The organism is Paenibacillus sp. ClWae2A, assembly GCF_032452295.1.
In the GTDB taxonomy this organism is placed as follows: domain Bacteria; phylum Bacillota; class Bacilli; order Paenibacillales; family Paenibacillaceae; genus Paenibacillus.
The window spans coordinates 464,922-484,124 of record NZ_JAULSQ010000003.1 but is presented as its reverse complement, the minus strand read 5'-3'; the positions used below and the strand labels follow the sequence as shown (position 1 = coordinate 484,124).

At 46.3% G+C, this 19,203-nt stretch carries 20 protein-coding genes; all 20 read left to right on the top strand.

What is annotated here, in order from left to right; all coding sequences use genetic code 11:
* The first annotated feature begins 151 nt into the window (after positions 1-151).
* The 20 genes from QVE09_RS13445 to dnaG all read left to right on the top strand — a co-directional run bounded on the left by QVE09_RS13445 (position 152) and on the right by dnaG (position 19,185).
* Positions 152-511 carry a histidine triad nucleotide-binding protein gene (locus QVE09_RS13445; protein ID WP_017687236.1) on the top strand — a complete coding sequence of 120 codons (360 nt, stop codon included), beginning with the start codon at positions 152-154 and terminating at the stop codon, positions 509-511.
* 232 nt (positions 512-743) lie between these two features.
* Complete coding sequence (rpsU, locus tag QVE09_RS13440) at positions 744-917, top strand: 30S ribosomal protein S21 (RefSeq protein ID WP_005547957.1); 174 nt, start codon at positions 744-746, stop codon at positions 915-917.
* Positions 918-932: 15 nt separating this feature from the next.
* Complete coding sequence (locus tag QVE09_RS13435) at positions 933-1,376, top strand: GatB/YqeY domain-containing protein (RefSeq protein WP_017687237.1); 444 nt, start codon at positions 933-935, stop codon at positions 1,374-1,376.
* Positions 1,377-1,658: 282 nt separating this feature from the next.
* Complete coding sequence (locus tag QVE09_RS13430; RefSeq protein ID WP_315937374.1) at positions 1,659-2,981, top strand: NfeD family protein; 1,323 nt, start codon at positions 1,659-1,661, stop codon at positions 2,979-2,981.
* A gap of 159 nt (positions 2,982-3,140) precedes the next feature.
* On the top strand, positions 3,141-4,151 hold the full coding sequence (gene floA, locus QVE09_RS13425; RefSeq protein ID WP_315937159.1) for a flotillin-like protein FloA: 1,011 nt from the start codon (positions 3,141-3,143) through the stop codon (positions 4,149-4,151).
* 13 nt (positions 4,152-4,164) lie between these two features.
* Positions 4,165-4,764 carry a hypothetical protein gene (locus QVE09_RS13420; protein ID WP_315937158.1) on the top strand — a complete coding sequence of 200 codons (600 nt, stop codon included), beginning with the start codon at positions 4,165-4,167 and terminating at the stop codon, positions 4,762-4,764.
* A 180-nt stretch (positions 4,765-4,944) separates the two neighbouring features.
* Entirely contained in the window at positions 4,945-5,238 is a 294-nt protein-coding gene (gene yqfC / locus QVE09_RS13415; RefSeq protein WP_017687241.1) for a sporulation protein YqfC, read from the top strand.
* Positions 5,235-6,428, top strand: coding sequence for a sporulation protein YqfD (gene yqfD / locus QVE09_RS13410; RefSeq protein WP_315937157.1), 1,194 nt, complete (start codon positions 5,235-5,237; stop codon positions 6,426-6,428). The genes yqfC and yqfD overlap by 4 nt, the downstream gene beginning before the upstream one ends.
* 6 nt (positions 6,429-6,434) lie before the next feature.
* Positions 6,435-7,406: a PhoH family protein gene (locus QVE09_RS13405; RefSeq protein WP_315937156.1), complete on the top strand. Its 972-nt coding sequence runs from the start codon at positions 6,435-6,437 to the stop codon at positions 7,404-7,406.
* Positions 7,407-7,422: 16 nt separating this feature from the next.
* The gene (locus QVE09_RS13400; protein ID WP_315937155.1) at positions 7,423-9,672 is read left to right on the top strand and encodes an HD family phosphohydrolase; all 2,250 of its coding nucleotides are present in this window, start codon (positions 7,423-7,425) and stop codon (positions 9,670-9,672) included.
* Positions 9,673-9,706: 34 nt separating this feature from the next.
* Complete coding sequence (gene ybeY / locus QVE09_RS13395) at positions 9,707-10,204, top strand: rRNA maturation RNase YbeY (RefSeq protein WP_315937154.1); 498 nt, start codon at positions 9,707-9,709, stop codon at positions 10,202-10,204.
* Positions 10,204-10,575 carry a diacylglycerol kinase family protein gene (locus QVE09_RS13390; protein ID WP_017687246.1) on the top strand — a complete coding sequence of 124 codons (372 nt, stop codon included), beginning with the start codon at positions 10,204-10,206 and terminating at the stop codon, positions 10,573-10,575. The genes ybeY and QVE09_RS13390 overlap by 1 nt, the downstream gene beginning before the upstream one ends.
* 300 nt (positions 10,576-10,875) lie before the next feature.
* Positions 10,876-11,289 carry a cytidine deaminase gene (locus QVE09_RS13385; RefSeq protein WP_036615035.1) on the top strand — a complete coding sequence of 138 codons (414 nt, stop codon included), beginning with the start codon at positions 10,876-10,878 and terminating at the stop codon, positions 11,287-11,289.
* A 37-nt stretch (positions 11,290-11,326) separates the two neighbouring features.
* Positions 11,327-12,226, top strand: a complete 900-nt coding sequence (era, locus tag QVE09_RS13380; protein ID WP_076211614.1) for a GTPase Era — start codon at positions 11,327-11,329, stop codon at positions 12,224-12,226.
* A gap of 104 nt (positions 12,227-12,330) precedes the next feature.
* Positions 12,331-12,471 carry a YqzL family protein gene (locus tag QVE09_RS13375; RefSeq protein WP_074095877.1) on the top strand — a complete coding sequence of 47 codons (141 nt, stop codon included), beginning with the start codon at positions 12,331-12,333 and terminating at the stop codon, positions 12,469-12,471.
* Between the two features lie 33 nt (positions 12,472-12,504).
* A complete protein-coding gene (recO, locus tag QVE09_RS13370) occupies positions 12,505-13,257 on the top strand; it encodes a DNA repair protein RecO (RefSeq protein WP_047843778.1) in 753 nt (250 codons plus the stop codon).
* A gap of 410 nt (positions 13,258-13,667) precedes the next feature.
* A complete protein-coding gene (glyQ, locus tag QVE09_RS13365) occupies positions 13,668-14,555 on the top strand; it encodes a glycine--tRNA ligase subunit alpha (RefSeq protein WP_017687252.1) in 888 nt (295 codons plus the stop codon).
* On the top strand, positions 14,548-16,623 hold the full coding sequence (glyS, locus tag QVE09_RS13360; RefSeq protein WP_315937153.1) for a glycine--tRNA ligase subunit beta: 2,076 nt from the start codon (positions 14,548-14,550) through the stop codon (positions 16,621-16,623). Before glyQ ends, glyS begins: the two co-directional genes overlap by 8 nt.
* Before the next feature lie 229 nt (positions 16,624-16,852).
* Positions 16,853-17,320 carry a YaiI/YqxD family protein gene (locus QVE09_RS13355; RefSeq protein WP_017687254.1) on the top strand — a complete coding sequence of 156 codons (468 nt, stop codon included), beginning with the start codon at positions 16,853-16,855 and terminating at the stop codon, positions 17,318-17,320.
* Positions 17,321-17,367: 47 nt separating this feature from the next.
* Positions 17,368-19,185: a DNA primase gene (dnaG, locus tag QVE09_RS13350; protein WP_315937152.1), complete on the top strand. Its 1,818-nt coding sequence runs from the start codon at positions 17,368-17,370 to the stop codon at positions 19,183-19,185.
* The last annotated feature ends 18 nt before the right edge of the window (positions 19,186-19,203 follow it).

Sequence of the window (19,203 nt, the reverse complement as noted above, 5' to 3'; positions counted from 1 at the left end):
TACATCCATTGTTGTATAGTATTCGGCTCGATGATAGATGGAGAGTTGCCCTAGATTACCTGGTTATGTGCCTAGAGATTGGACGTGGGTTTTTACTTCAAGTATGATAGAAGGGAATACATACATTGGAATACAAAGGAGGGTATGAACTATGGATTGCTTATTTTGCAAAATTGTAGAGGGCACCATTCCCTCCAATAAAGTACTGGAGAATGACCATGTTATCGTGTTTCATGACATCCAGCCCGCTGCACCGACACATGTGCTCGTCATTCCGAAGAAACATATTGCTTCGATGAATGAAGTTACCGCAGAAGATCTGCCTCTGATCGGTGAGATTCATCTGGCTGCTCAAGAAGCGGCCAAGCGCCTTGGTGTGGAGGAAACAGGATATCGCTTGATCAACAATTGTGGTAAGGATGGAGAACAAACCGTTCATCATCTGCATTACCATTTGTTGGGTGGTACCAGGCTTGGCGTGTTAACAAGTCTGTCCGATTCTCACAAATAAACGAGCTGATGGGTACTACTATTGAGGATTTAGTCATATGCATTAAATCCATGAATGTGTGACCAAATGCTTATATAATGAATCCATTTCATAATACCTTTGAGTTATGAAATGGATTCAAATAAGTGATCATTACATTGAGGTTGACACCTTTATTATCTTTCGCCTATAATGTAAGATGATGAACCGTGTTATTGCTCTTGGACGGTCTGGTCGGAGGGAGGGAAAACTGGTGTCTGAAACTAAAGTTCGCAAAAACGAGACTATTGATGCTGCACTTCGTCGTTTTAAACGCTCCATCGCTAAAGATGGCGTATTGGCTGAGGTGAAGAAACGTAAGCATTATGAGAAGCCAAGCGTAAAGCGCAAGAAAAAGTCCGAGGCTGCTCGTAAGAGAAAGTTTTAGGAGGATTTTAACTACATGAATCTTAGCGAACGATTGAACGAAGATATGAAGCAAGCGATGAAGAGTAAGGACAAGTTCAGACTCTCCAACATTCGGTTGATTCGTTCGACGATCAAGAATCTTGAAATAGATTTGAAAAGAGATTTGGATGACAACGAAGTGCTTGATATCCTGAGTCGTGAAATCAAACAGCGCAAAGATGCCCTCCAAGAATTTGACAAAGCGGGCCGTGAAGATCTCGCGGCAAATGCAAAAGCGGAAATTGAAGTACTCATCCAGTACCTTCCCACACAGCTTACCGAAGAAGAAATTAAAGTTATTGTACAGCAGACCATCCAGGAAACCGGTGCTTCTTCGAAAGCCGAGATGGGGAAAGTCATGGCGGCCCTTATGCCGAAAGTTAAAGGTAAAGCGGACGGCAAACTGGTAAATCAAGCAGTTCAACAATTTCTGCAATAAAGCAAATCAATAAACACCTTCTGACTTGTCAGGAGGTGTTTTTTCCATTTATCAGAGGGCATGATGTCCTTGCGAAATAAAAATTTCTTTTTAATGGTTAATATATATTATTATGGATTCATATTCTTGCAATTGATCAAGTTTTCAAATATAATTTTAAGATTTTGAAACGAAATGTTGCATTGCACGTAATAAATACCATAAGCTGGACAGTATAACATTAATGGAAAAGGGGGGACTATTGTGAAGGGAAAGCGCCGGAAGAAGCTTACGGGGCCATTGATGCTCTTAATGCTGCTGACGCTGTTGCTTCCTGTCTGGATTGGATCACCGTCAGCGCATGCAGCTGAGAAGAGTGGCGCCGTATATATTATTCCGGTTGATAAACCAATCGAGCAGGGGCTTGGCAAGTTCATGGAACGCGGGTTCAAGGAAGCAGAAAAGATGAACGCTGGCCTGATCGTTCTTGATATCAATACGCCGGGAGGCCGTGTCGACACTGCAGAAGCATTGGGTACCCTGATCAAGGACAGTCCGATTGAGACTGTTGCATTTGTCCGTGGAGATGCTGCTTCAGCCGGGAGTTTCCTGGCTCTGAATGCAGATAAGATCGTAATGTCACCAGGTAGTATGATTGGTGCGGCAGCAATGGTGGACAGTACGGGTAAACATGTTGATGATCCAAAGCTTGTTGCATTCTGGAAAAGTAAAATGCAGGGAGCGGCTGAAATCAGTGGCCGTGACAGCAAGATTGCAGCTGGAATGACGGATGTTAACATGGTCGTGGAAATGCCGGAGATCAATAAAACCAAGCAAAAAGGTGAAATTATTGCTCTCTCGGCTGAAGAAGCGCTGAAAGTTGGTTATGCCGACCACATCAGCAACACACCGGAAGAAGCGGCAGCTTGGCTCGGTTACAGTCAGGATGATGTATTTAAGGTTGAACGGACGACAGCGGAGAATATCTCCTCTTTTCTTACCAATCCGGTTGTCATGACTGTGTTATTGTTCCTCGGAATTGCGGGTGTGATCATTGAATTGATTGTTCCTGGTTTTGGAGTTCCTGGTATTGTAGGTATCGTGTGTTTCGTGTTGTATTTCTCGGGTAATTACATTGCGGGATTTGCCGGAGCAGAGACATGGGTGCTATTTACCGTCGGACTTATCATGATGATTCTGGAGATGTTTATTCCGAGCTTTGGTATTCTGGGGATTTTGGGATCAATTGCGCTTGTGGCGGGTGTTGTAAGGGCTGCTTATGATACTAGTGATGCATTTGTATCTCTGGGTATCGCTTTTGGAGCAGCGCTGGTAGTCATTGCGATCATCTCAATTATCTTTAAAGATCGCGGGATATGGAATCGGTTTATATTGAGTGACAGCATGTCTGCGGATCGGGGTTATTCATCAGCTACGGAACGCAAAGAGTTGATTGGTCTGCAAGGAATTAGTCTGACACCGCTTCGTCCTTCTGGAACAGCGATGTTTGAAGGGGAACGAATTGACGTTGTTACCGACGGAGACTTCATTCCCATTGATACACCGATTATTGTGATTAAAGCGGAAGGTACCCGGATTGTGGTTCAGCAAGCTTTGCCGGTGTAACTCGCACTGTTGTCGAAGTGGATTAACCCTTCGGCAATGTACATAACCACTTCGCTGCTGCTAGCGAGGTGGTGCACTCTTTAATTTGGCAGCGGACTCATGAATGTCTTCTCTGACTGTATTTATTAAATTCAAATTGCAAATGGAGGAAATTAAACAATGGACACATCTACGATTACGATTTTGCTCATTGCGGTAGTAGGTATTATCGTATTGAGCGTATTCTTCAGCTTTTTCCCGGTTATGCTCTGGGTTTCAGCGATTGCATCCGGCGTACGAGTAAGTATTATTACATTGGTAGCGATGAGACTGAGACGTGTAACGCCTAGCCGTATCGTAAATCCGATGATTAAAGCAACTAAAGCGGGTCTTAAACTTTCAATGAACCAACTGGAGAGTCACTTCCTGGCCGGTGGTAACGTTGACCGTGTTGTAAACGCTCTGATTGCTGCACAACGTGCGAACATTCCACTCGAATTTGAACGTGCTGCTGCGATTGACCTCGCAGGTCGTGACGTATTACAAGCCGTACAAATGAGTGTTAACCCACGTGTTATCGAAACACCAATTGTCTCTGCGGTAGCCAAAGATGGTATCGAAGTTAAAGTTAGAGCACGGGTTACGGTTCGTGCCAATATTGACCGTCTCGTCGGTGGTGCTGGTGAAGAAACAATCATCGCCCGTGTCGGCGAAGGTATCGTAAGTACGAACGGTTCCTCCAATTCTCACAAAGACGTCCTGGAAAATCCGGATCTGATCTCTCGTACCGTATTGTCCAAAGGTCTGGATGCAGGCACTGCCTTTGAAATCCTGTCCATTGATATTGCGGACGTTGATGTAGGTAAGAACATTGGTGCCTTCTTGCAAACAGAGCAAGCAGAAGCTGACAAACGAATCGCTCAAGCAAAAGCGGAAGAGCGTCGTGCGATGGCCGTAGCCCAAGAGCAAGAGATGAAAGCACGCGTAGTGGAAATGAGAGCGCGCGTTGTTGAATCCGAATCCCAAGTACCTCTCGCAATGGCTGAGGCACTTCGTAACGGTAAAATCGGTGTGATGGATTATATGAACCTGAAGAACATTGAAGCGGATACTCAAATGCGTAACACATTGGGAAAACCTGGTGAAGGTTCGAATTCCAACGATCAGGGTGATTCCAAAAACGGAAGATAGGCGGTGAGTGCATATGGGCCTATTTGAATGGATTTTTGATAATCTGTATATTGTGGCCGTCATCGGTTTTGCACTCTTCTCCTTCTTGGGGAAAGCTGCCAAATCGGCTGATCCGAACAAAAAGCGTCCTGCCAACGGGATGCCTACGTTTGGAGGCAGTGGTGATTCAGGCCGGGATGAACGTTCAAGAGACAATTCATCTCCGCAGCAGTCTTCCGGACCTGCAGACGCCCGCTATGATGAACAGTATGACGATCGGTATGATGACGTGCAATATGAGAATCAGTATGATCAGCCATATTCGGAGCCTGCTGCATCTCCTCGCCCCGCAAGTGACTACAGAAGTGAGGGCACGATGAGTGCGATGGCAAATTCACTTGAGGAACAGATGAGAGGCATGGAAGAACAGCAGCGTTTGATCGAAGAACGCTTGAATCGCATCTCTTCTGCGAATAGGCCAGTTGTGTCTGATTCCAGTTGGGATGAGACCAGCACCGATGGATCGGGAGTGTCTCCGCTTCGTCCGGCGGACATTCGCACAGGTGTATTATGGGCAGAAGTACTGGGTTCCCCACGTTCCAAGCAACCGTTTGGTACAAGAGGGAAACTGTAAACAAGTTAAGTTGCTAGACGGAAATAGAGCCGTCTCTGGTGAGCATGAAGCCGCCGGAGACGGCTTTTTCTGTGTTCGATCCTTTTTTCTCAAGATTTGTCCCTAACACGCCCCGGAATTTTCATAAATTCATGAATCTGCGCATAAGTTGAACTGTAGAGGAAGGGGGAAGACCTTCGAATGACCCGGATCAGCCGCAAGCTGCGCAGATGGACCAGTGAAGTGTTGGATCTGCCGCAGGATGTGCTTTATGATATGCCACGGTTAACCCTGATCGGCAGTAAGCAACTGTATATAGAGAATCATCGCGGTGTCATCCATTTCACCCCGGATCGCATCGTGTTGGCTCTTTCCCAAGGCCAGTTAGAGATCAAAGGAACTGCCTTGGTGATACGTAACATTTTGCCGGATGAAGTAGCTGTTGAAGGAACGATTCTGGATATTCATATGAATGGAGTGGAGGGGAACGGATGAAGCAGCCCAGTCTGTACAAACTGCGGGGAGCAGTCCGAATCACGGTCACTGGGGGAGACATTGAAACATTGATCAACACGGTGGCAGAGCAGGGACTGGAAGTGTGGAACCTGCGTGCTCACGATGGACGCGTGGCAGAGATGAACATTCTGCTGCCGCATTTTTTCAAGTTGCGTCCTGTGTTGAAACGGACAGGCTGCAGGGTGAAAGTGACCCATCGCAGCGGTTTCCCCTTCTTTGCAGCTCGACTATTACGTAGGAAGTTCTTTCTAGGGGGAATGCTGTTTTTTGTGGCAGCTTTGTTTGCGTTGTCGTCTATGGTATGGAGTGTGGAGGTCAAGGGTAACGTCACCATTCCCACCGACGAGGTGCTTGCAGCAGCGAAGAAAGAGGGCATATATCCTTTGCAATGGGGGTTCCGTTTGCAAAGCCAAGACAAGCTCTCCAGGCAGCTTGCACTCGCTCTGCCGGATGTAACCTGGATTGGCGTGAGCAAAGAGGGGACAACCATTACCATTCAGATCGTAGAATCGGCGCAACCAAAGCGCGAGCCGTTACTGAACCCCAGACATCTGATCAGCAAGTCAGATGCTGTTGTCACTCAAATCTATGCGGAGCAGGGACGCCCTGTTGTTCAGAAGGACATGCGTGTCAAAAAGGGTCAGGTATTGATCTCGGGGATTCTCGGGGATGAGGAGAACACCAAAACCATTGTTGCCAAAGGCGAAGTTCGTGGTCTGGTATGGCGTGAGTATCAGATTGAGGTTCCGCTAGTGCAAAAACATAATACAATGACAGGTGAGAGCAAAGAACGTTTTTACATGGTGCTGGGGAATTGGGCGATCCAACTGTGGGGATACGGAAGTACACCGTTCAGTTCATTTGATACTGAGAGTAATCATAGACCATTGACGTGGCGATCCTTTACACTTCCCATGGGTTGGCTGACAGAGAAAGATTTGGAGACCCGAGAGCATGAGCAACAACAGACGATAGAATGGGCCAGAACGAAAGGATTGGAAGGAGCAAGAAACGATATTATCGCCAAAAACGGCAAAGGAACGAAAATTATAAGTGAAAAAATTTTGCATGAGAAGAAAGAGAATGGTAAAGTTTATATGAAAGTCTTATTTGAAGTAGAAGAAAGCATTGCGGAAGAACTTCCGCTAGTCCATAGTCAAGGAGAATGAGGATATTTGTCAGAGCAAACACGCAGCATACAAATCTCCCTCCAGAGTGCGGGAGAGGGCCAATCTCTTTTTGGACCCCAAGATACTTTTCTTAAACTGATTGAATCCGAGATTCCCGCCCAGATTGCATCCCGTGAAGCGGAGATTGTAATTTTTGGCAACGTACAGCAGGTGGAATCGCTTGAACAATTATTTGATGTGTTACTGCAATTGATACGCAATGGATATGTGTTAACCGAGAGAGATGTGAAGTATGCGATTGAACTTGCCAAGGATATGCGGGCAGACCAGCTATTGGATCTGTTCAAGGGTGAGATTACGACGACATACCGAGGTAAACCAATCCGTGTTAAAACCATTGGACAGAAGCACTATGTAACTACAATTAAAAAACGTGATATTGTATTTGGCATTGGTCCTGCCGGTACGGGTAAAACCTACCTTGCTGTTGTACTGGCTGTTGCGGCAATTAAAGAAGGCAGCGTCAAACGTATTGTACTCACACGGCCTGCTGTTGAAGCAGGAGAGAGTCTTGGGTTTTTGCCGGGTGATCTTCAGGAAAAGGTAGACCCGTATTTGAGACCGCTGTACGATGCCCTGTATGACGTTATGGGACAGGAACAGACCGCGAAGGCACTGGAGCGAGGGTTAATCGAAATCGCGCCACTCGCCTACATGCGGGGGCGTACGCTGGATGACTCCTTCATCATTCTGGATGAAGCACAGAACACAACGCCGGAACAGATGAAGATGTTTCTAACCCGTCTTGGTTTTGGCTCCAAAATGGTCATCACCGGAGACGTGACACAGATTGATTTACCGCGTGGTAAGAAATCCGGGCTTGTGGAAGCGAATACGATCTTGAATGAAGTTAACGAGATTGGATTTGTCTATTTTGCCGAGCAAGATGTTGTACGGCATTCTCTTGTCCAGAAAATTATCGTGGCTTACAACCACGCCGCAGAAAATCAAGCATAGAAAGGGATTGTCTAAAGTGACCTCGAAGGAACCGTCAAAAGGCAAATCTTTTCAGAATAAGGCTACAGGATGGAAGTATAGCGTGTGGGCACGCTATCTTCTGTTTTTGTTTCTGGTGATTCTTTTCTACGTGAGTCTGGCTTCCAAGCTGCTCCCTGAGCGCTATGATATTCAGGAAGGGACACGGAGTGAAGTGGACATTGCTGCGCCCATGCAGATTCCGAATAACAAGGCCACGCTCAAAGCACAGGAAGAAGCTGCTGAACGGGTACAGCCGATATTTCAGATTGTCCAGTTGCGAAACGAAAATTTGATGACTACCCTGCTTGATCGTGTAGATCGATTAAATCAGGATGATCAGATTTCAAGTCAGGACAAGATTGATATTTATCGGGATGAAATTCCGCAGCGCCAGAAGGACTTTGTGACCAACTATATCAATAATAATCGGAAAGCCGGTACATACTCCGAGACTCTACTGGAAGAGATCAGAAATGTGGTACAGGAGCAAAGCTACCGTATTCCCGAAGAAACCTACATCAAAATCTCGCGTCTGACATCGGATGATATCCAGGAGATGAAACCAGTTGCGAGGGATATTGTTGCCCGGTTAATGACGGATCAGATCAGCGATGCAACTACTGCCCGTGCCAAAGTAGCCGAGATGGTGAGTGTCAGCTCTCTTAGTAAGCGTACGCAACGTGAGGTCGTGCAAGAGCTTGCCCGCCTCGTGGTGACCTCTAACCGCTTCTACGATGAAGAGGGAACCAAGGAAGCGAAAGTTCAGGCGCGTGAGAACACGCAAACCGTCTTTATCAAGCAAGGGGACACCTTAGTTGCCAAAGGTGAGATGATCACCCCGGAGATGTATACTTTGCTGGATGAGAATGATTTGCTGAAAAACGAAGTGAACTACTGGCCGCAGCTTGGTCTTCTTATGTTTTCCTGCCTGTTGTCAGCAGCAATTCTGATGTATATTCAGCAATGCAGCGGAACGCATTTCAAATATAATAATGCGCAGCTGTTGATGCTTGTTCTCATTTTTATTATTACGATTGTGGTTATGCATGTGACGGCGATTATCCAAACCAATGAGAGGTCTTATGTGGGCTTCCTTGCACCTGTTGCGGTAGGGGCGATGTTAATTGCGCTGTTGCTGGATACGTCGCTTGCCTTTGTATGTTCGATATTGATCGGTATGTTGTCCAGCATCATTTTGAACACGCATCAGGGTCAGCTTTTTGACTTCGAATTAGGGTTCTTCGCCGTGGTAGTTTCGTTTGTTGCCATCTTTGCAACTCATCGGGCTAGCCAGCGATCAACGATTCTGAAAGGGGCCATTATGGTCTGCCTGTTCGGGTCGATTGCCGTCTTCACCCTAGCTTTGATTGACTCGGGAGATTGGAATCGAACCACGACACTGTACGGCGTTGGGTTTGCATTTGCTGGTGGCGTACTGACTGCGATTCTGGTTATTGGGCTGATGCCATTTTTCGAAACTTCATTTGGCATTTTGTCAGCGCTCAAACTGGTGGAGCTGTCCAATCCGAACCATCCGCTTCTTCGCAAGTTGCTGACGGAGACACCAGGTACCTATCATCACAGCGTTATGGTAGGGAATCTGTCCGAAGCTGCAGCAGAAGCCATAGGAGCTAACGGATTGCTCTGCCGAGTGGGTTCGTATTATCATGATATTGGCAAGACGAAGCGGCCCATCTATTTTATTGAGAATCAGAACAATATGGAGAATCCGCATGATTCAATTGATCCAAAACTGAGCAAATCCATTATCGTTGCCCATGCGCGCGATGGGGTGGAGATGCAGAAGGATTACAAGCTGCCCAGACCTATTCGGGATATTGCGGAACAGCATCACGGCACGACATTTCTCCACTACTTCTATCACAAAGCACTGCGCCAGGCGGAAGAAGCAGGCGTTGAGCCTGATTTCACGGAAGAAGATTTCCGTTACCCTGGGCCGAAGGCTCAGTCCAAGGAATCGGCTATTGTTGGCATTGCTGATAGTGTGGAGGCTGCTGTGAGATCTTTACGCAAACCGACCGTGGAACAAGTGGAGTCGATGATTGAGAAGATTATTAAAGGACGATTGGACGATCATCAATTCAATGATTGTGACCTTACGATGCGCGAACTGGATATCGTCGCCAGAACATTAAAGGAAACGGTGATGGGTATCTTCCACTCCAGGATAGAATATCCGGAGGAGATTAAGAAACCAAAGCCGACTTCACCCGAAGCAGGCTAATTCAATAATATGAGCAGACAGGAGTTATGAAAGAATGAGTCTTAATCTGGCATGGAATAATGAACAAGAGGATAAAGAAATTACAGAACCAATGATTGCAATGCTGGAACAATTGCTGAATCTTGCCGGAGAAGCGGAAGGTGTTGCAGACGGGGAAGTGGCTCTGACTTTTGTGAACGATGAACAGATCCATGAGTTGAACCGTGATTATCGCGGCATTGACCGTCCTACGGATGTACTGTCTTTTGCAATGAACGAGACGGTGGATGAAGAGCTCGATATTATCTATGAGCTTGACGAAGATGAAGAAATGGAAGAAATGCCGGATGTTCTTGGAGACATCATCATTTCCGTACCACGGACCATCCTGCAAAGTGAAGAGTATGGACACTCATTTGAACGTGAACTTGGTTTTCTATTTGTCCATGGTTTCTTGCACCTGCTCGGATACGACCATCAGGATGAAGCAAGTGAGGCTGAAATGATGGGCAAACAAGAAGCGGTATTGGCCCAGGCCGGGTTGACACGATAATGAAAAGACGCTCCTGGGGTCTGGTATTCCGCAATGCTGCGGAAGGAATCGCATATGGGTTGCGGACTCAGCGTAATGTGAGAGTTCACACGGGAGTGGCTATTTTGATGTGTGTAGCCGGATTTTTTTTCAGAATCTCAAGAACGGATTGGATGTTTGTGTTGACCGCTGTCTTTTTGGTCCTAGTGACTGAATTGATGAACACGGCTGTAGAAGCAGCTGTTGACTTGGCACACCCCCATATCCATCCGCTGGCAAAAGCGGCGAAGGATACCGCGGCCGGGGCAGTTCTGCTGGCTGCGGTATTCGCCGTCATCATCGGTTGTATCGTTTTCATTAAGCCGGTGATGAGCTGGCTGGGTTTGTACTGATTTTGTTTTAACCTTGTTTTGATTTGATTTTAATACTACACAAATTTGTGAAGTTAGACCTTTTTTAAGTTGAACTTGTAGACATTACACGATAACGAAGAGGACAGAAATAAACCTGTAGAAGCGAAGCGTTCGCCTTTATCCCCGGATTTTCACATTGAAAAAGTGAATCAAAAAATCTGGGGATAACAGCGATCGAAGGGTTATTCTGGACTCGGAGTGGCTAGTGTAAATTTGGCTTTTGGTTGAACTTAATTCGTAGGAGTAACTTTATATTGCACCCTAAGGGAGAGAATAATGATGGATAACGGTTTGTTAATGCAAGAAGCAATTAAGGCACGTACGAAGGCGTATACGCCTTACTCCCATTTTGGTGTAGGCGCGGCTTTGCTTGACAGTGAAGGGCATGTGCATCATGGTTGTAATATTGAGAATGCTGCGTATACCCCAGGTAACTGTGCTGAGCGTACAGCGATGTTCAGTGCCATTGCAGGTGGGCAGAAGCCTCGCAGCTTCACAGCGATTGCCATTGTGGGAGACACGGATGGTCCGATTGCTCCATGTGGTGTATGTCGTCAGGTGATGTACGAGCTGTGTGAACCGGATATGAAAGTTATCTTGGGGAACTTGAAAGGTGATCTGCAAGAGACCACCGTTGCTGAACTGTTACCTTGGGCTTTTGGGCCTTCTGATCTGAATTCTGCCAAAAAATAAACCAATATTCCAGGCCTAGGCGCCTGAGGAGGAACATATGAAAAAACAAGCATTCAAATCCGGTTTTGTAGCCATTATTGGACGTCCAAACGTAGGTAAATCCACACTGATGAACCAAGTGATCGGACAGAAAATTGCGATTATGTCGGACAAGCCGCAAACTACACGTAATAAAATTCATGGTGTGTATACATCCGAACATCAGCAAATCGTCTTCCTGGACACACCGGGTATTCACAAACGTCAATCCAAACTTGGCGATTACATGAACCAGACTGCTCTGAATACGCTCGGAGAAGTAGAAGCAGCACTGTTCCTGATTGACGCTTCGGAAGGTATGGGTGGCGGTGACCGTTATATTGCGGAACAGTTGAAAAATATCCGTACACCTGTCATTCTCGTTATGAATAAAATTGACAAAATTGAGCCGGAAGCGCTGCTGCCACTGATTGAGACGTATCGCAAGCTTCACGATTTCGCTGAAATCGTTCCTGTCTCTGCCATGCTTGGCAGCAATGTCAGCACGTTGCTGGAACAGCTCGGCAAGTATTTGCCAGAAGGTCCACAGTACTATCCTGATGACCAGGTTACTGACCATCCGGAGCAGTTTGTATGTGCCGAGTTGATTCGTGAGAAAATTCTGCAAATGACTCGTGAAGAAGTGCCTCACTCCATTGCTGTAACGATCGAAGATATGAAAGTACAGGATAACGGTGTCGTTTATATCTCAGCCGTCATTTTTGTGGAACGGGATTCCCAAAAAGGAATCATTATCGGGAAGCAAGGTGCCCTTCTGAAAGAAGTGGGTAAACGAGCTCGACACGACATTCAGAACTTGCTCGGCTCCAAAATTTTCATGGACCTGTGGGTTAAAGTGAAAAAAGACTGGAGAAATCAGGATCGAGTTCTGCGTGACCTTGGCTTTGGCCGTGACTGATCGTCGGAATTGTATCCAGTAATTGCAACACATAGTTTACCTTGCAAGACTCCATCCTATTTGGTAGATGCAGACGTCATTTCCGAAGAGAGGATGAAATTCCGATGCGAGATTTTTCGTGGAAGGTTTTTGCGATGACGGGGGATGTGGAGTCCTATTTGTTATATACCGAGGCGTGTAACTCGTTAGGACAGGAGTCGGATAATGCAAGGGAAGTGATTGAAGATGAAGAAGCCGAAGGATAACTGGCTGATTCGGGAATGGTTAGGTGACGAGGCATGCTATACAGGGTGGAAGGGATTGTCATCCGCAGCATGGACTACGGCGAAGGGAACAAAATCATTACGCTTTGCACCGAAAGCGGCGGGAAAGTAGGGGTACTCGTCCGCGGTGCCAAAAAGCCCAAGAGCCGACATGCTGCACTGGTGCAGCCGTTTACGTATGGTCAATATGTATATTTTCGCAATACAGGTCTAGGTACACTGAACGCTGGAGAAATTGTTGAATCCTATCATGAGTTGCGTGAAGATCTGGTCAAGGCCTCTTATGCCTCTTATGCGTGTGAACTATTGGATCGGGTGCTTCAGGATGAAGAGACAGGTACATTTTGGTTCAAACAGTTAAAGGCGTGTTTGCAGGCGTTAAAGGAAGAGAAAGATCCGGTTGTTATTACAAGTCTGTACGAAATGAAAATATTACAGGCATCCGGATATGGTCCACAGTTCGATGAGTGCATCTCTTGCAACCAGGAGCGACCAGATGAGCAGTTATTTATAAGTCCCAGACTTGGTGGCGTCTTGTGTCGTGCATGCAAACATTTCGATCCTCCAGCGATGTCAGTAAGTCCAAAGGCTCTGAAATTATTACGTTTGTTCGCGCAGTTGGATCTGCAGCGCTTGGGGAATATATCAGTGAGTGAGTCTACCCGTGATGAGATCAAAAAGCTGATGCGTGCTTTTATGGATCATCAGCTTGGTCTGAATCTTAAATCCCGTTCTTTCCTCGATCAGATGGAGAAGTACGGGATTTGAGGCGTTTTGGTGGAAGCGAAACTATATCTTGACTTCATACTAGATTTTATATATTATGAAATATAATTTCTCTTTATGAGACATGCATTGAACGAGAAAGTAAAAGAATGGATTTATTGCATTTATGAAGACAAGTTGTTGTATAACACTTGGTAATCATGAATGAGCGAGCCGGGGATGGTGGAAGCCTGGTTGAATCGGTCTTTGAAACGGCACTCGGGAGCATGAATGGACACGGAAAAGTGGGCTGGAACGAACAGGATCATCCTGTTTGATCCAAGCCAAGTAGGGTGGAACCGCGGGAATAGCTCTCGTCCCTACGTCTGTACAACAGGCGTAGGACGGGGGCTATTTATTGTTGTCTGCACCGTTCTAAGCTTGCTAACAAACCATTGAAAAGGAGCATGATTATGAATTTTCAGCAGATGATTCTAACGCTGCAACAATTCTGGGCCGAGCATAACTGTATTATTGTCCAGCCATACGATACGGAAAAAGGGGCAGGTACGATGAACCCCATGACCTTTTTACGTTCGCTTGGACCCGAACCTTGGAAAGTGGCTTATGTGGAGCCTTCCCGTCGTCCTTCGGACGGACGTTATGGTGAGAACCCTAACCGGCTGTACCAGCATCATCAGTTCCAGGTGATCATCAAGCCTTCTCCGGACAATATTCAGGAAATTTACCTGGAAAGTCTAAAGCGTCTGGGTATTGATCCGCTCAAACATGATATTCGGTTTGTCGAAGATAACTGGGAGAATCCTTCCCTTGGTTGTGCAGGTCTTGGTTGGGAAGTATGGTTGGACGGAATGGAAATTACGCAATTTACGTATTTCCAACAGGTTGGTGGAATCGAGACAAATCCGGTAGCTGTTGAAATTACGTATGGTATGGAGCGTTTGGCTTCTTACATTCAGGATAAAGAGAATGTGTTTGATCTGGAATGGGTTGAAGGTATCACTTATGGTGATGTATTCCGTCAGCCAGAATTCGAACACTCTAAATATACGTTTGAAGTATCTGATGTCAAAATGCTGTTTACACTCTTCAACATGCATGAAGAAGAAGCAAACAAGGCCATGGCGCAGCATCTAGTATTCCCGGCATATGACTATGTGCTGAAATGTTCCCACACGTTCAACCTGTTGGATGCACGTGGAGCCATCAGTGTAACGGAACGTACGGGTTACATCACACGTGTACGTAATCTGGCTCGCCAAGTCGCTGCAACATATATGGAAGAGCGTGAGAAGCTAGGCTTCCCGCTGATCAAGAAAGGGGGAGCCGAGCATGTCTAAGGATCTGTTGTTTGAAATCGGACTGGAAGAAGTACCTGCACGTTTCATGCGCGCAGCAATCGCACAGTTGCAAGAACGTGTCGTGAAATGGCTTGACGCATCCCGCATTGCTTATGGTGAAGTGAATGCGTATGCCACACCGCGCCGTCTGGCTGTTTTGATTCAGAATGTGGCTGAAAAGCAGGAAGATATCGAGGAAGAAGTGAAAGGTCCTTCACGCAAAATTGCACTGGACGACAGTGGCAATTGGAGCAAGGCTGCACTCGGATTCGCCCGCAGTCAAGGTGTCGAACCGGACCAGTTCACGTTCAAGGAACTGAACGGTGTCGAATATATCTATGCAACGAAGAGCAGCAAAGGTGTGGAAACGGCTTCTGTAATTGGCGAAGGATTACTTTCTGTATTACATGCCATGACGTTCCCGAAATTCATGCGTTGGGCTTCCTATGATTTCAAATTTGTTCGTCCGATCCGCTGGATTGTGGCTATGCTCGGCAGTGATGTCATCGATCTGGAAGTAACAGGTGTCAAGTCGGGTAATGTAACTCGTGGACACCGTTTCCTCGGCAAGGAGGCCGTGATCACCAATCCGTCTTCGTACGTGGAAGTGTTGCGTGCAGAACATGTCATTGCAGATATCCAGGAACGTGAACAGATGATTGTATCCCAGATTCAGGCATTGGCTGCTGAGAAAAAATGGGATATTGCGATTAAGGAAGATTTGCTGGAGGAAGTCCTGTTCCTGGTGGAAACACCTACCGTATTATTCGGGACATTCGACTCTGCATTCTTGAATATTCCACAAGAAGTATTGATTACTTCCATGCGTGAGCATCAGCGTTATTTCCCTGTATTGGACAATGAAGGACAATTGTTGCCATTCTTCGTGACGGTACGTAACGGTGGAAGTGATTCACTGGACGTTATTGCAAAAGGGAATGAAAAAGTACTGCGTGCACGTCTGTCTGATGCCAAGTTCTTCTATGAGGAAGACCAGAAGCTACAAATTAAGGATGCATTATCGAAGCTGGAAAGTATCGTCTTCCAGGAAGAGCTGGGAACGGTTGGAGATAAAGTACGCCGTATTCGCAAGATTGCCGATGGAATTGCTGCCAAACTGCAAGTGTCCGGCGATGTTGCCGAATCCGTTAGCCGCTCAGCAGATATTTGCAAATTCGATCTGGTGACACTGATGGTGGGTGAATTCCCGGAACTGCAAGGTGTGATGGGTGAAGATTACGCTCGTAAAGCCGGCGAAAAAGAAGAGGTAGCTAAAGCGGTATTTGAACACTATCAGCCACGTTTCGCTGGAGATCAATCCCCTGCTTCTCTTGTCGGTGCCATTGTGAGTGCTGCGGACAAAATGGATACAATCGTGGGTTGCTTCTCCATTAACATTATCCCAACGGGTTCTCAGGATCCGTACGCGCTGCGTCGTCAGGCTGCAGGTATTGTACAGATTTTGCTGGATCACAAGCTTCCGCTGACATTGTCAGATGTGTTCGGAGTGGCACTTCAAGTTCATGCCCAGATGAACCTGTTGAAACGTGCGGATGAAGAGATTCGTAAAGATCTGCAAGACTTCTTTGGTCTTCGTGTGAAAAAATTGTTGTCCGAAACAGTTCGCTACGACGTAGTGGATGCCGTAATTTCTTCCGGATTCGATGATATCAGCGCTATTGTTCCAAAAGGTGAAGCGTTGATGGCGGCTGTTCAGACAGGAGACGCATTCAAAACAACGGTTGAATCGTTCAACCGTGTAGGCAATCTGGCTGCCAAAGCATCCAATGCTTCTGTACATCCTGAACTGTTCACAGAAGATGGAGAGCGTCAGCTACACGAGGCATGGAGCAAAACGAATGCAGAATATCGTCAGGCGTTGACTCAGCATCATGCTGCTGAAGCTCTGGCTATTGCATCTGCCTGGAAAGATGGTATTACCTCATTCTTCGATTCGGTCATGGTTATGGCTGAAGATGAAGCAGTTCGGGCGAATCGACTTGCCTTGCTCGCGGCTATTGATCGTGACTTGAAAGGATTTGCTGATTTTTCCAAGTTGGTATGGTAATTGGGCGTATTTCATGAGTCCTTTTCCACAGACTTGGAGCAAAGCTAAAATTCAGTATTAAAGAAGGATATATGAGGGTATAAATATACGGAACGGGTTGTGAAATGTATTTTTGACAACCGCTCCGTATTTTAGCCGTTGATTTCCCTTGTTGTGCTAGAAGGATTTTGCCTGGCCGGGGTCGTATATTACAATATGCAGCTATTTTATGAAACCGGGTGGTCTGGGTTTGAGTGAGTTAAATATACGTCATATTGTTGTGGATGGTGATGCTTGCCCGGTCAAAACCGAGATTGCGCAAACCGCTCGCCTTTTCAACATCCCTGTACTGTTAGTCTCTTCATTTGATCATTTGCTTCAAGGAGGAGAAGGGGTGCGTACCGTGCAAGTGGATCGCAGTGATCAGAGCGCAGACCTCTACATTGCTAATCATATTAAGCCATACGATGTGGTTATCACTCAGGACTATGGACTTGCGGCACTTGCGCTCGGCAAACGTTGTTATGTTTTATCCTTTCGTGGTCGTGAGTTTAACGATCGTGACATTGATTTCATGTTGGATTCTCGTCATACTGCGGCCAAAGCACGAAAAAGAGGCCATTACGGGAAAGGCCCAAAGCCTTTCACAGAGCAGGATCGAGAAATGTTTCAACATAAACTGACAAAACTTTTAAAAGATTTGCAGGAGAATGTGTAAGTTTATCGAATTATATTTACGTGTTGAAGAGATGAAGGTGGCCAGAGATGAGTACCGGACAAGGCGGTATACCCGAAAGTATTATTGAATCGGTGTTACAGCAGAATGATATTGTCGATACGGTGAGCCGATTTGTGCATCTGACCAAGCAGGGGAAGTATATGAAAGGCCTCTGTCCTTTTCATTCCGAGAAGACGCCTTCGTTCACCGTTACACCTGAGAAACAAATTTTCTATTGCTACGGTTGCGGCACGGGTGGAAATGCCATCAAATTCAGGATGGAAATCGAAGGGTTATCCTTTCCCGAGGCTGTCAAGACGATGGCGGAAGAAAGTCACATCTCTATGGGGGACTGGCAAGGGCGTGAATCTGCTCATGTGAATCCAGAGACTGAACGTCTGTTGGAGGCTTATGAGCTTACCGCGAAGCTGTATCATTTTTTGTTGAAAAATACAGAGCACGGCAAGTCAGCCATGGAGTATTTACGCTCCAGAGGTTTTGGCGACAAGTTGATCGATCAGTTCCAGATTGGTTTTGCACCAAACCGTTGGGACACGCTGGTACAATTTCTCGAGAAACGTAACTATCCGCTCGAAGAGATGGAAAAGGGTGGACTTCTGTCACCGCGAAATGAAGGTCAGGGATATGTGGACCGATTCCGAGACCGGATTATGTTCCCCATTAATGGTAGGAGCGGTAAGCCAATTGCATTTGCAGGACGCATATTGGGAGATGGGCAACCGAAGTATCTAAATTCACCGGAAACCCGGTTATTTAACAAAAGCCGTGTTCTCTATAATCTGCATCATGCCAAAAATGCAATTCGCAAACAAAGACAAGCCATCTTGTTTGAGGGATATGGTGATGTCATCTCCGCATGGGATCAGGATATCCAGAATGGTGTAGCGGCAATGGGTACTGCGCTAACCGAGAATCAGGCGCTGATGCTCAAAGGGATGTGCGACGAAGTCATCATATGTTATGACGGCGACAAAGCAGGACAGGCTGCTGCACTCAAAAACTTCCCCATTCTTGAGGAAGCCGGATTGCAGGTCAAAGTGGCTCTCATTCCCGAGGGACTTGACCCGGATGATTTTATCCGGAAGCATGGTGGTGAACGGTTCCGAAACCAGATTGTGGACGGTGCCGTGACAACTACAAAATTTAAACTTATAAACTTAAAAAAAAGCCATATACTGCTAGAGGGTGGCGGACAAATCGCCTATTCGAAAGAAGCAGTAAAATTAATTGCTCCCTTACCTTCTCCAACAGAAAGGGAAGTGTATCTTCGTGAACTGGCTGCAGAAGTGGACGTATCCTTCGAAACATTGAAGCAGGAGTGTAATGAAGAACGGGAGGCGATGAAAAATAACCTCCAGTACGGGGATAATAACCCGAAAAGGTGGAATAATGGTAGGCAACAAAATAGGCAGGTGCCTACACCCAATCTGTTGCCGGCTTATCACGCTGCTGAACGCAAACTGATTGCCTGGATGTTGCAGGATGATGAGGCTGCCCAGTACGTGAATGAGCATCTTGGTGAAGCTTTTAACTTGGATGATCATGCAGCTATTGCTGCTTATCTATATGCCTACTATGCGCAAGGTAAACCGTCGGATACAAGCCGTTTTATGTCTTCACTGCATGACGATCGCTTGGAAAAAACGGTCAGTTCAATCTCGATGATGGATGGTCCAGGTGAATGGAGTATTCAAATGCTCGATGATTGCATCAGGGAAGTGCTGAAGTATCCACGTAAGAAAGAGTACGATTTGAAAAAAGAAGAAATGATTGCTGCAGAGCGGGCAGGTGATTCTGTACGCGCGGCACAGATTGCAATTGAAATGATTGCCCTAGAGAGATAGTGAACGTCTGATGATTAG

Bases quoted from the DNA above. Each gene is read 5' to 3' on its own strand.
- dnaG (WP_315937152.1), top strand. From the start codon at position 17,368: ATGAGTACCGGACAAGGCGGTATACCCGAAAGTATTATTGAATCGGTG.
- recO (WP_047843778.1), top strand. From the start codon at position 12,505: ATGCTATACAGGGTGGAAGGGATTGTCATCCGCAGCATGGACTACGGC.
- QVE09_RS13385 (WP_036615035.1), top strand. From the start codon at position 10,876: ATGGATAACGGTTTGTTAATGCAAGAAGCAATTAAGGCACGTACGAAG.
- QVE09_RS13420 (WP_315937158.1), top strand. From the start codon at position 4,165: ATGGGCCTATTTGAATGGATTTTTGATAATCTGTATATTGTGGCCGTC.
- QVE09_RS13445 (WP_017687236.1), top strand. From the start codon at position 152: ATGGATTGCTTATTTTGCAAAATTGTAGAGGGCACCATTCCCTCCAAT.
- ybeY (WP_315937154.1), top strand. From the start codon at position 9,707: ATGAGTCTTAATCTGGCATGGAATAATGAACAAGAGGATAAAGAAATT.
- QVE09_RS13435 (WP_017687237.1), top strand. From the start codon at position 933: ATGAATCTTAGCGAACGATTGAACGAAGATATGAAGCAAGCGATGAAG.
- yqfD (WP_315937157.1), top strand. From the start codon at position 5,235: ATGAAGCAGCCCAGTCTGTACAAACTGCGGGGAGCAGTCCGAATCACG.
- QVE09_RS13390 (WP_017687246.1), top strand. From the start codon at position 10,204: ATGAAAAGACGCTCCTGGGGTCTGGTATTCCGCAATGCTGCGGAAGGA.
- era (WP_076211614.1), top strand. From the start codon at position 11,327: ATGAAAAAACAAGCATTCAAATCCGGTTTTGTAGCCATTATTGGACGT.
- floA (WP_315937159.1), top strand. From the start codon at position 3,141: ATGGACACATCTACGATTACGATTTTGCTCATTGCGGTAGTAGGTATT.
- glyQ (WP_017687252.1), top strand. From the start codon at position 13,668: ATGAATTTTCAGCAGATGATTCTAACGCTGCAACAATTCTGGGCCGAG.
- QVE09_RS13375 (WP_074095877.1), top strand. From the start codon at position 12,331: ATGCGAGATTTTTCGTGGAAGGTTTTTGCGATGACGGGGGATGTGGAG.
- yqfC (WP_017687241.1), top strand. From the start codon at position 4,945: ATGACCCGGATCAGCCGCAAGCTGCGCAGATGGACCAGTGAAGTGTTG.
- QVE09_RS13430 (WP_315937374.1), top strand. From the start codon at position 1,659: ATGCTCTTAATGCTGCTGACGCTGTTGCTTCCTGTCTGGATTGGATCA.
- glyS (WP_315937153.1), top strand. From the start codon at position 14,548: ATGTCTAAGGATCTGTTGTTTGAAATCGGACTGGAAGAAGTACCTGCA.